This is a genomic window from Streptosporangium sp. NBC_01755 (genome assembly GCF_035917995.1).
Lineage (GTDB): Bacteria > Actinomycetota > Actinomycetes > Streptosporangiales > Streptosporangiaceae > Streptosporangium.
On sequence record NZ_CP109131.1, the window covers coordinates 7,208,018 to 7,218,701 of the forward strand.

Here is a 10,684-nt window from a genome sequence, read left to right on the forward strand (position 1 = left end):
GCGTCAGTCGCGCTCTCGCCAGCGGCTCAGGGCGTGGGCGAAGTTGATCGCGATGATGCCTCCCCAGGCCAGCAGCAGCCCGGCGGTGCCCGCCTCGGCCGCTGCGATGGCGGTCAGCGGGATGCCGATGCCCATCGAACCGAGCGCGATCGGGATCGAGGGGTTCCCGGTCCTGCGGGGCCGCGTCCGAGGCATCTCGGCGACGTGCCCCCCGGCGGCGTACATCTCGGCGCGCACCCGTTGGGCGATGGTCGCGTCGAGGCGCGACACGAACGACTCGATGAGGGCGGTCTCGTAATCCGGGCCGAGATCACGGCGGGCCTCGACGGTGGCGCGCATGTCCTGGCGGATATCTTGGTAATCCTGCACCCCTCGATTGTTCTCCTCCGCCGGCCGCCCGGCATCAGTCGTTAGGACGAGATCCGTGTCCGTCTCCAAGCCCATGCCCCTCGCGGGCGCCGTTCCGCCCCTGGAGATCGCGACTCCGCACGGTCCGGCCCTGGTGGAGATCGACGAGGTGGCCTCGCCGCGCTTCCTGCTGGTGCTCACCCACGGCTCGGCCGGGGGAGTGGACGCCCCCGACCTGCTGGCCGTACGGGACGCCGCGACGGCGATCGGCGGGACCGTCGCGCGGGTGCTCCAGCCGTTCAGGATGCGCGGCGCCCGCGCGCCGGGCTCGGCGGCCAGGCAGGACGAGGCGTGGGAGACGCTGGTGGCCGCCCTGCGTGAGCGCTACCCGGGGCTGCCGTTGGTACAGGGCGGGAGGAGTAACGGGGCCAGGGTCGCCTGCCGTACGGCCCGGCGGGTCGAGGCCCGCGCGGTCGTCGCGCTGGCCTTCCCGCTGCACCCGCCGGGCAAGCCGGAGCGGTCACGCGCCGGGGAGCTGCGCGCGGCGGGTGTGGATGTGCTGGTGGTGAACGGAGACCGTGACCCGTTCGGCGTGCCCGAAGCGGCGGATGCCGCGCGCCTGGTGGTGCTGCCGGGGCAGGGCCACGACCTCGGAAAGGACCCCGCCAGGGTGGGCGAGGTGGTCGCCGAATGGCTCGACGCGAGGATGCGGCCGGGTCCGATGTGAGTTCGGCGTGAGTGCCGTCAGGCGACGCCGGCCAGTGGCCGGTGTGGCTCGATGACGGCGCCGTCGGGGAGGAGCTCGCCGGTGTCTTCGAACAGCACCACACCGTTGCAGAGCAGGCTCCAGCCCTGCTCGGGGTGGGCCGCCATGGTGCGGGCGGCTTCGCGGTCCAGCGCGTCAGCGGACGGACAGGACGGCTCGTGCGGGCACATCGGCGTGCCTCCGGATCTCTCGTGTCGGCTCGCCCTTGTCACGCCGGGCACGGGGCGGGCATCGGGCATCCGGCGGGCACCGTCACCGATGGGTTTCCGTTCCCACGCATGACGGGGGGACGAGCATCTGAATGTTGACATGTGGCCATGCGGGCTCTGGCGGAGCCAGGATCGCATATCAAGCAGGTCAAGTGTGCGATCGATCGCACCTCGGCGACATAGCCCGTTAGGACTGTTTACGAACTGGTAGAGGACCAGTCCGTCAGGGCTTTATCAGGGGATGTGACCTATAACACAGCATGCCTCATATAAGGATATTCGACCAAGGGCGACACGCCGCGCGTCGGGTAAACGATCGGTTACGGCTTTCTGACGTGCGCAGATACGGCTCTCTCGCCCTTGCCGTCTATCGCGCGCCCAGGCCGGCCAGGAGTGCGCCCAGTCCGTGCTCGAAATCGGCGTCCGCCCCTGGGCTGCCGCCTCCCCTCGAAGGCGGGCGCCAGGGCTCGTCCTCGTCGCCGGAAGGCTCGGCCCAGCCCGACTGCTGCACCTCCACCGCCACCGCGCCGAAGACGTAGGCCCGCAGCGCCCTGACCGCTCCCGCCGCGTCGGCCAGCCCCGCGTCGGCCAGCTGGTCGGTCTGCTCCCTGATCGCGATCGCGGCCCGGCCCCTCGGGGGCTTGGTCAGGGCCAGCGCCAGCACCCCGGGGTGCTCCCTGAGTGCGGCGCGGCTCGCCCGGCACCAGGCCTTCGCGCTCTCCTGCCAGCTCTCGCCGGGCTCGGCGTGGACCGTGGTGACATGCTCGGCCAGCGCGTCCATGAGGGCGTCCTTGCCGCGCGGCAGGTGGTGGTAGATGGCCATCGCCTCCACCTGGAGCGCGTCGCCCAGCCGTCGCATGGTCAGGCGCCGGAGCCCCTGGCCGTCGGCGATGTGGAGGGCGGCGTCGATGATGCGCTCCCTGGAGAGCGGGACGGGTGGTCGCTTGGCAGGCATGGGGGCATCCTGCCACCGTTGACCTTACTACGTAAAGGAAGGCGCGCCGGGGAGATCGCTCCGTTTCGCGCGCGACCGGTACCCCGAGCCGGTCCCGGGTACGGCTGATGCCCGAGTACCTGAGGTGGGGGCGAACGGCGTAGGCTACGACCGGTGACCTGCCGGAGGCGACCCGGCGACCGGTGAGAGAGGGTAGAAGATGGCGTTTTTCCGACCGAGCGTGAGCCGGGAGGCGGAGGTTCGCTACCACGCTGACCAGGAGGTCGGGAAGGGCTTCCCCGGGCTTCTGGAGAAGGCGCGTGCGGCCGAGGCCGACCTGCGCCGGGCGCAGGCCGATCTGGCTCCCGTGCAGGAACTGCGGGCCGCCGGGCTGGCTTTCGACAGGGCGCTGACCGAGGCCCTGCGCGCGGCCGAGGCCAACCAGCGCGCGACGTTCGGGATCAAGTCGTACGACGACCGGATCCGCCGCCGCAAGGGCCGGGCCACTCCGAAGGGCGCCGAGTGGACCGCCGAGGTCAACCGCCTGCGCACCCTGCGTGAGCAGAACCGCCTGACCGGTATCCCCCGGGTCCCGCGCCCGGTCGCCGCCGCCCGCTGAGCCGGGAGGTGCCGCCCCGCTCAGCGTGCGGCGTGTGCGGCGGAGGCGGTGAGCAGCCGCCGGACGCGGACGGCGGCCAGCATCGCCGCGCACCGCTCGGCCGCGTAGGTCTGGGCCATCCTGTGGTGCTCGGCGGAGAAGTCGGCCACCCCGTCGGTACGCAGCACGCCCGCGACGTTGACCAGGACGCCGATCGGTCCCAGCTCGTTCTCGATCCGGCCGACGACGGCGTCGACCTGGCCGGGATCCCTGACGTCGGCCAGGTGGCGGGTGATCGGCTCTGCCCGGCCCTCCCATGGCTCGTCGCGCACGTCGACTCCGGCCATGATCATCCCGACCCGGCCGAGGGCTGTCGCGACGGCGGCTCCGATGCCTCTCGCGGCGCCCGTGACGAGAGCCACCGTTCCGGGGAGGCCGGGATGGTCTTGCCTGTTGGTCACATATACCTCACTAAAAATTTAGGTTAGGCTTGCCTCGCTTGCATTGAGTGTCAGGGATTCGCCAGGCGGGCGTGGAATGTGATCTGGTCATGATGATAAGCCCCTTGACGTCGGCGTCAATAAGGGAGATCTTAGGTGAGCCTTGCCTAAGTAAAACCTGTCTCAGGGGCCTCTCCGGCCACTCGTTCGGTGTCGTGGCCAGGTCTTCCTCCGAGGGTGCCGAGTGATCCTTCGTCTGCGCCCTCGGAGGATCTCCGGATCTGGGGGACGACGGTTCTCACCCGGCCCGCCCGGTGGGTGACATCCGTGAGAGGGCCAAACGATTCCGATCTCCGGGCCAGGTGCCCGGGGTGTTCCCGCTGGAGGTATCCGATGACCAATCCGTTCGACGACGAGAGTGCGCCCTTCCTGGTGCTGGTGAACGCGGAGGGACAGCACTCGCTGTGGCCCGCGTTCGCCGACGTCCCAGCGGGCTGGGAGGTCGCCCACGGTGAGGACTCCCGTGCCGGGTGCCTGGCCTACGTCGAAGGCTCCTGGACCGACATGCGCCCCAGGAGCCTCGTCGACAAGATGGGCGGCTGACCGGCCGGGCCTCCGCGGGGCCGGGTGATCTTCAGGGGCCGCGGAGGCCCGGTCCCTCCGGGGAGGGCCTCCGTGGCGATCCGGAGACGGCGAAGGGCGCCGCCGCGGACCGGGAGGTCTCGCGGGGCGCCCTTCGAGGCAGGTCAGCTGGCCCAGTCGAGCAGCGGGCGCGTGTTGCTGGGGTGGCGGAGCTTGGAGAGCGACTCCTTCTCCAGCTGGCGGATGCGCTCGCGCGTCAGGCCGAGGTGCTTGCCGATCTCGTCGAGAGTGTGTGGCTTACCGTCGACGAGGCCGAAGCGCAGGGCCATGATCTTGGCCTCCCTGGGGGAGAGGTTGCCGAGCACGCCGCGCAACTGCTCACCCAGCAGCTGACGGTCGACGACCTCCGAGGCCTCGGGCGAGTCGACGTCCTCGATGAGGTCGCCGATGGTGGTCTCGCCGTCCTCGCCGATGGTGGCGTTGAGGCTGATCGGCTGGCGGCTGGTGCGCAGCAACTCCTCGATCTGGTCGGGGGTCTTGTCCAGCTCAACGGCCAGCTCGTCCGGCGTGGGCTCGCGGCCCAGGCGCTGGTGCATGTCACGCTCGATGCGCGACAGCTTGGAGAGCATCTCCAGCACGTGCACCGGCAGCCTGATGGTGCGGGCCGAGTCGGCGAAGCCACGCTGGATGGCCTGGCGGATCCACCACATGGCGTAGGTGGAGAACTTGTAGCCCTTGGTGTAGTCGAACTTCTCCACCGCGCGGATCAGGCCGAGGTTGCCCTCCTGGACCACGTCGAGCAGGGCCATGCCCCGGTCCGTGTACTTCTTCGCCACGGAGACGACCAGGCGGAGGTTGGCCTCCAGCATGTGGTCCTTGGCCCGGCGGCCGTCCTCGGCGATCCACTCCAGATCGTCGCGCACGACCGCGGACAGGCCCGGCTCGGACTCCAGCTTGGACTCGGCGTACAGGCCGGCCTCGATCCGCTTGGCCAGCTCGACCTCCTGCGCGGCGGTGAGCAGGGTGCGACGGCCGATCGACTTCAGGTAGGTGTGCACGGAGTCGCCCATGACGGAGGACTGGTCGTCCAGGTCGAAGATCGGCTCCGCCTCCACCTCTGTCTCCGTCTCCTCCGGGGGGTTCCACTCGTCGTCCGTCTCCGCTGCGGCGTCCTTGGTGGTGTCCTGGCCCTTGGCCGCGGTCTCTGTCCTGGCCGACGTCTTCTTCACGGGTGCGGGCTTCGCCTTGCGGGTGGCGGTCTTTCGGGTGGTCTTCGCCGCCTTGGCGGTGGCCGCGGAGAGCACGGGCTCGTTCTCGGCGGCCAGGTTGACGCCGGCCTCGGTGAGCTCCCGCAGGATCGACCTGCCCTCGGTGGGGCTGATGCCTGCCTCGGCGAAGGCGAGGCGCAGCTCCGCGAGTGAAAGGTGGCCCTGAACTCGCCCTCGGTCAATGAGCTGTTCGAGGGTCGTCGGGGCTGCAGATGAGGCCGCCACGGCGGTTGGGGGCATGAGGACACCTCCTCCATCACGGAGTCGTCTGACTACGATTTTCAGTCGGGTGGGGCGGTCATGGGGCCGCTCGGCGCACCAGTACCAATAACCACAGTCAAGAACTTTCTGTTCCCGACTTGACGCGGAAAATATGATGGATGGATCGCCCTTCTCGGCGATCCACCCGCGTATGGGCGCCTGCTACGGCCTACTCGGTCACGTCCAGAGGACCCTCGACCATGGGCATCGGGAAGGGCTCGGCCTCTTCCATGCGGTGCTCCGTCCAGTAGCCGATGACCTTCTCCGGGTCAGGGTTGATCTTCTCGGAGATCACGTGTTCCTCCGCGGGCGGGGGCGACGCGGTCGGCGACGGCTCCTGCGAGTACGGGCCGTCCGAGGACGGGGCGGGGTCGTGCGGAGCGACCGGCACCGGCTCGCCCGACGGTTTCCCGGTCTTCCCGATGCCTCCCGAGGCGGCGGCCGCCGTGACGGAGATGCCGCCGGCCAGGACCAGGCTCACGATTCCAGCCGAGACCCATGTCTTCCGGGTGACGTTCATCGAGATTGTCCTCCTGCTTCGGCTATCCCTTGGACGTGTGACAGCGCCTTCACGGTTCCCGGTCACGACCATAACGAAGAGTTTCCAGATCCGGCTTGCCGTTGGCCAAAAGTGGCATTTCGGCCATGACGATCAGCTCGGCGGGGGCCGCGTAGGCAGGTAGCCGCTCCTTGACGAAGGCGCGCAGCTCGGTCAGGGACGGAGGGGCCTGCGAAACGACGAAGGCCACCACCCGCTCGCCCCACTCGGGATCGGGGCGGCCGACCACGGCGACGTCGATGATCGCGGGATGCTCGGCCACCACGGCGGCCACCGCCGCGGCGACGACCTTCTCGCCCCCGGTGTTGATGACATCGTCGGCCCGCCCCAGCACGCGCAGCCGCCCGCCTTCCAGGGCGCCCAGATCGGAGGTGAGGAACCAGTCACCGTCGCGCACGGCCTCGGTGAGGCCGGGCCGGAGCCGGTAGCCGGAGAACAGCACGGGTCCGCTCAGGCGGATCCGGCCGTCGCCGCCGATGCCGACCCCCACCCCGTCGAGAGGCTCGCCGTCATAGACGCACCCGCCACAGGTCTCGCTCATGCCGTACGTGGTGATCACCCGTGCGCCGGCCGCGCGGGCCGCGTCGAGCAGGTCGGGGGGAGCGGCGGCGCCGCCGAGCAGGATCGTTTTGAATACCGACAGATCCGCATGGAGCAGTCGGCGCAGCTGGGTGGGCACCAGCGAGACGTGGTCCGCGCCGCTGGCGAGCACCGCCTCGGGGGAGAAACCCCCGTGCACGATCGGGTCGGTCCCGCCCAGTAGCGACCTCACCAGGACCTGCAGGCCGGACACGTGGGAGGGGGGCAGGCAGCAGAGCCAGCGCTCGCCCGCCCCGGCGTCCATGCGCCGCAGCGAGGCCGACGCCGAAGCCCTCAGGGCCTCGGCCGACAGTTGCACGCCTTTGGGAGTGCCGGTCGAACCGCTGGTGGCGATGACCACCGCCACCTCGGCGGGCACACCGACGCCGTCCGCGCGCCGGACCCCGTCGACGTGGGTCGGGCGCAGCGCCTCCAGCGTCGCCCGCAGCGCGGGGGCGGGCAAGGCGGGGGAAAGGGGCAGCACGGCGGGGCCGCGGCCGTCCAGTGCCGAACCGACGGCCCGGAACAGTTCCGGACCGGCCGCCGACACCACGGCGTGCAGTTCTCGTTGCACGGAAAGCCACTCCTCGTGCACAGGAATGGTCATCACGGTCGTAAGGTTAGTGCCGAAAGCCGGACAACGGCCGGGGACGGTCCCGGCGCAGCGGAAGGGGCGAAGCAATCGTGGGCACGGAGAGAGTCGAGCCTGGCGCGAACGAGCAGGTGGCGGCGGAGACGACTCCCGAGCGGGACGATGCGGTCGGCTGGAAGAGGTCCGGCCAGTACGAGGACATCGTCTACGAGACCGGCGAGGGCATCGCCAAGATCACGATCAACCGTCCGGAGCGGCACAACGCGTTCCGCCCGACGACGCTTTTCGAGCTCAAAGAGGCCTTCAACGCCGCTCAGGAGGACTCCGAGGTCGGCGTGATCATCTTTACCGGTGCGGGCGACAGGGCCTTCTGCTCCGGGGGCGACCAGAAGATCCGCGGTGACGACGGCTACGTCGACAAGTCCACTCCGCACGTCGGCAGGCTCAATGTGCTGGACCTGCAGGTCCAGATCCGCCGCTGCCCCAAGCCGGTCATCGCGATGATCGCCGGTTACGCCATCGGCGGCGGCCACGTGCTGCACGTGTGCTGCGACCTGTCCATCGCCGCCGACAACGCGGTCTTCGGCCAGACCGGTCCCAAGGTCGGCTCCTTCGACGGCGGCTACGGCTCCTGGCTGCTGGCCGAGACCGTCGGCCTGAAGCGGGCCCGTGAGATCTGGTACCTCTGCCGCCAGTACGACGCGCAGACCGCCCTGGACTGGGGCCTCGTCAACGCGGTCGTGCCGCTCGCCGAGCTTGAGGCCGAGACGGTCAGGTGGGCCAGGGAGATGCTGGAGAAGTCGCCGCTGGCACTGCGCATGCTCAAGGGCGCGCTGAACGCGGTGACCGACGGTGCCGCGGGAATGCAGCAGTTCGCCGGCGACGCCACCCTGCTCTACTACATGAGCGAGGAGGCGCAGGAGGGCCGCGACGCGTTCAAGGAGAAGCGCGCCCCCGACTTCGGCAGGTTCCCGCGCCGTCCCTAGGGGCAGCGATCCGAACGGGTTCGGTCCAGAGGTGTGCCGTCCCGTGTAGGTGAGGTCGGTTTCGCGCGCCTCGGGATGGGCTTACCCCCCCAGGTGTGAAGTTAAGGAGGCGATGCGGTGAATCCCGCGACCGTGCTCGCGACCGTGCTGGTCGACGAGCTCGCCCGCTGCGGTGTCACGGACGTGGTGCTCGCGCCGGGATCGCGCTCGGCGCCGCTCGCCCTCGCCGTGCACGCCGACAGCCGTATCCGGCTGCACGTGCGGGTGGACGAGCGCTCGGCCTCCTTTCTCGCGGTGGGGCTGGCCCGCCGCAGCGAGCGCCCGGTCGTCCTGATTTGTACCTCCGGCACCGCGGCGGCCAACTTCCATCCGGCCGTCATCGAGGCGCACGAGTCGGGGGTGCCGCTGCTGGTGCTCACCGCCGACCGCCCATCCGAGCTGCGCGACACCGGCGCGAGCCAGACCGTCGACCAGATCAAGCTGTACGGCACGGCCGTCCGCTGGTTCAGCGAGGTCGGCGTGCCCGAGGATCGGCCGGGGCAGGTCGCCTACTGGCGGTCGTTGGCCTGCCGCGCCTACCAGCGCGCGCTGGGCCCGTACGACCCGGGACCGGTCCATCTCAACGTGGCCTTCCGCGAGCCGCTGATCTCTGACGGTGACCTCTCCTGGTGCGAGTCCCTGGAGAGCGACGCGCCGGGGCCGTGGATCCGCGCCAGGGTGGGCTCCCCGTCGGTGGCGCTGCACCTGCCGCCGACCCGGCGGGGTGTGCTCGTCGTCGGTGACGGCGCGACCAACGTGCGCCGATACGTGGCGGCGGCGGGCATGGCCGGGTGGCCCGTTCTGTCGGAGCCCAACGGCGGCGCCCGCTACGGCGACCACGCGATGTCGACCTACCACTTCCTCCTCGGCACCCCGGAGTTCGCCGACCGGCATCGGCCGGACGTGGTGGTCACCCTGGGCCGCCCCGGGCTGTCGCGGCCGCTGCTCGACTGGCTGAAGCACGCCGGTGAGCACATCGTGGTCGCCGCCGACATGACCCGCTGGCCCGACCCGACCCGCTCGGCCACCCAGGTCGCCCAGGTGGTGGAGATCCCGATCCCGGCGGGCGACGACACGTGGCTGCACTCCTGGCGCCGCGCAGAGGCGGCGGCCAGGACCGCGATCGACGACGTGCTGGACGGGACCGGGCTCAGCGAGCCGCGCCTGGCCCGCGACCTGGTGGACGCGCTGCCCAACGGATCGCTGCTGTTCTCCGGCTCCTCCATGCCGATCCGTGACCTCGACCAGGCGATGCGCTCCCGGCGGGGGCTGCGGATCCTGGCCAACCGGGGAGCGGCGGGAATCGACGGCGTCGTGTCGGCCGCGATGGGCGCGGCCCTGGCCCACAACGGTCCTTCCTACGCCCTGATGGGCGACCTGACCTTCCTGCACGACCAGAACGGGCTGGTCCTCAGTCCCCGCGAGCCCCGCCCCGACCTCTGCCTGGTCGTGGTGAACAACGACGGCGGCGGGATCTTCTCGCTGCTTCCCCAGGCCGCGCTCCGCGACCCCTTCGAGCGGATCTTCGGCACCGCGCACGGAGTGGACCTGGGCTATGTGGCAGCCGCCACCGGCACGCCGTACACCTTCGTGAACGAGCCGGGCCAGCTGGTGAAGGCGCTACGCGGTGAGGGATTGCGCATCGTCGAGGTGCGGACGGAACGGGAGTCCAACGCGGTGCTGCACGGCATGATGCGTGACGCGGCCCACGCCGCCGTCCGCGATGTCATGTCGTGACGCGCCCCAGCCAAGGCGGTCGCGCCCGCGTCGGCTCATGGTGGAGATGACTGTCAGATCTGGGGATGTGCGGGCGTCATCGCGAAAGGCATGGTGAGCGGGTACGGATCCACTTCGTGGGTGCCCGTTGAAGGGAAGTGCCATGCCATCCGATGTCAACTTGCACGGCTATGAGATGGTGGCGGGTTTCGGCACCTACGCCGAGGCTCAGCGTGCCGTGGACCAGCTCTCCGACCAGAAGTTCCCGGTCGAGCACACCATGATCGTCGGAGTCGGGCTCCGGCTCGTCGAGAAGGTGCTCGGGCGGCTGACCTACCTTCGCGCCGCGTTGATGGGAGCCGGGGGCGGTGCCTGGATCGGCCTGCTGATCGGCCTGTTCTTCGCGATCTTCACTCCGGGCCGCTTCCCCTTCGTCCTGGTCCTGTGGGGCCTGATCTGGGGTGCCGTGGCCGGAGCGATCTTCGGACTGATCGGCCACGCGCTCACCGCGGGCAAACGCGACTTCCTCTCGTCGAGTTCGATCGCCGCCGACCGCTACGAGGTGCTGGTCGCGAGCTCGTACGCGGCCGAGGCACGCAGGCTGCTCAACGTGGGCATGTCCCCGCAGATGCCCCAGCAGAGCTGATCGGCGCTTCCTGAACATCGGCAACATCGGCGCTTCCTGAACATCGGCGCTTCCTGAATAGGGCCGAACAGGGCAGAACTGGGACGAATGGGGCTGAACAGGGCCCGCGCCGGGCGCCGCAGGCGATCTTCGCCCGCGGCGGGCTCCCATGCCCGCCACCG

At 70.3% G+C, this 10,684-nt stretch carries 13 protein-coding genes; 6 read left to right on the top strand and 7 right to left on the bottom strand.

The window, feature by feature from the left end; genetic code table 11:
• Positions 1-3 precede the first annotated feature (3 nt).
• On the bottom strand, positions 4-369 hold the full coding sequence (locus OG884_RS33280; RefSeq protein ID WP_326639507.1) for a hypothetical protein: 366 nt from the start codon (positions 367-369) through the stop codon (positions 4-6).
• 73 nt (positions 370-442) lie between these two features.
• Between OG884_RS33280 and OG884_RS33285 the strand changes: the two genes are divergently transcribed.
• Positions 443-1,075, top strand: coding sequence for an alpha/beta hydrolase family protein (locus OG884_RS33285; protein WP_326647080.1), 633 nt, complete (start codon positions 443-445; stop codon positions 1,073-1,075).
• 17 nt (positions 1,076-1,092) lie between these two features.
• On the opposite strand, the gene OG884_RS33290 is transcribed toward OG884_RS33285, so the two are convergent.
• Together OG884_RS33290 and OG884_RS33295 are read right to left on the bottom strand one after the other, a co-directional pair.
• Positions 1,093-1,284 carry a DUF5999 family protein gene (locus OG884_RS33290; RefSeq protein WP_089209664.1) on the bottom strand — a complete coding sequence of 64 codons (192 nt, stop codon included), beginning with the start codon at positions 1,282-1,284 and terminating at the stop codon, positions 1,093-1,095.
• Positions 1,285-1,690: 406 nt separating this feature from the next.
• Positions 1,691-2,278 carry a TetR/AcrR family transcriptional regulator C-terminal domain-containing protein gene (locus OG884_RS33295; RefSeq protein WP_326639512.1) on the bottom strand — a complete coding sequence of 196 codons (588 nt, stop codon included), beginning with the start codon at positions 2,276-2,278 and terminating at the stop codon, positions 1,691-1,693.
• Between the two features lie 199 nt (positions 2,279-2,477).
• On the opposite strand from OG884_RS33295, the gene OG884_RS33300 reads away from it, so the two are divergent.
• On the top strand, positions 2,478-2,876 hold the full coding sequence (locus OG884_RS33300) for a hypothetical protein (RefSeq protein WP_326639514.1): 399 nt from the start codon (positions 2,478-2,480) through the stop codon (positions 2,874-2,876).
• A 20-nt stretch (positions 2,877-2,896) separates the two neighbouring features.
• Here the strand turns inward: OG884_RS33300 and OG884_RS33305 are convergent, their stop codons facing one another.
• Complete coding sequence (locus OG884_RS33305) at positions 2,897-3,316, bottom strand: SDR family NAD(P)-dependent oxidoreductase (protein ID WP_326639515.1); 420 nt, start codon at positions 3,314-3,316, stop codon at positions 2,897-2,899.
• 372 nt (positions 3,317-3,688) lie between these two features.
• Between OG884_RS33305 and OG884_RS33310 the strand changes: the two genes are divergently transcribed.
• Entirely contained in the window at positions 3,689-3,898 is a 210-nt protein-coding gene (locus tag OG884_RS33310) for an MbtH family protein (protein ID WP_326639517.1), read from the top strand.
• Positions 3,899-4,041: 143 nt separating this feature from the next.
• On the opposite strand, the gene OG884_RS33315 is transcribed toward OG884_RS33310, so the two are convergent.
• The 3 genes from OG884_RS33315 to OG884_RS33325 form a co-directional block, all read right to left on the bottom strand.
• The gene (locus OG884_RS33315; RefSeq protein ID WP_326639519.1) at positions 4,042-5,385 is read right to left on the bottom strand and encodes an RNA polymerase sigma factor; all 1,344 of its coding nucleotides are present in this window, start codon (positions 5,383-5,385) and stop codon (positions 4,042-4,044) included.
• A 190-nt stretch (positions 5,386-5,575) separates the two neighbouring features.
• The gene (locus tag OG884_RS33320) at positions 5,576-5,926 is read right to left on the bottom strand and encodes a hypothetical protein (protein WP_326639520.1); all 351 of its coding nucleotides are present in this window, start codon (positions 5,924-5,926) and stop codon (positions 5,576-5,578) included.
• Between the two features lie 49 nt (positions 5,927-5,975).
• Positions 5,976-7,151, bottom strand: a complete 1,176-nt coding sequence (locus OG884_RS33325; RefSeq protein ID WP_326647081.1) for an AMP-binding protein — start codon at positions 7,149-7,151, stop codon at positions 5,976-5,978.
• Between the two features lie 116 nt (positions 7,152-7,267).
• On the opposite strand from OG884_RS33325, the gene menB reads away from it, so the two are divergent.
• The 3 genes from menB to OG884_RS33340 all read left to right on the top strand — a co-directional run bounded on the left by menB (position 7,268) and on the right by OG884_RS33340 (position 10,523).
• Positions 7,268-8,122: a 1,4-dihydroxy-2-naphthoyl-CoA synthase gene (gene menB, locus OG884_RS33330; RefSeq protein WP_326647082.1), complete on the top strand. Its 855-nt coding sequence runs from the start codon at positions 7,268-7,270 to the stop codon at positions 8,120-8,122.
• A 117-nt stretch (positions 8,123-8,239) separates the two neighbouring features.
• The gene (menD, locus tag OG884_RS33335) at positions 8,240-9,898 is read left to right on the top strand and encodes a 2-succinyl-5-enolpyruvyl-6-hydroxy-3-cyclohexene-1-carboxylic-acid synthase (protein WP_326639522.1); all 1,659 of its coding nucleotides are present in this window, start codon (positions 8,240-8,242) and stop codon (positions 9,896-9,898) included.
• Positions 9,899-10,040: 142 nt separating this feature from the next.
• A complete protein-coding gene (locus OG884_RS33340) occupies positions 10,041-10,523 on the top strand; it encodes a general stress protein (protein WP_326639524.1) in 483 nt (160 codons plus the stop codon).
• The last annotated feature ends 161 nt before the right edge of the window (positions 10,524-10,684 follow it).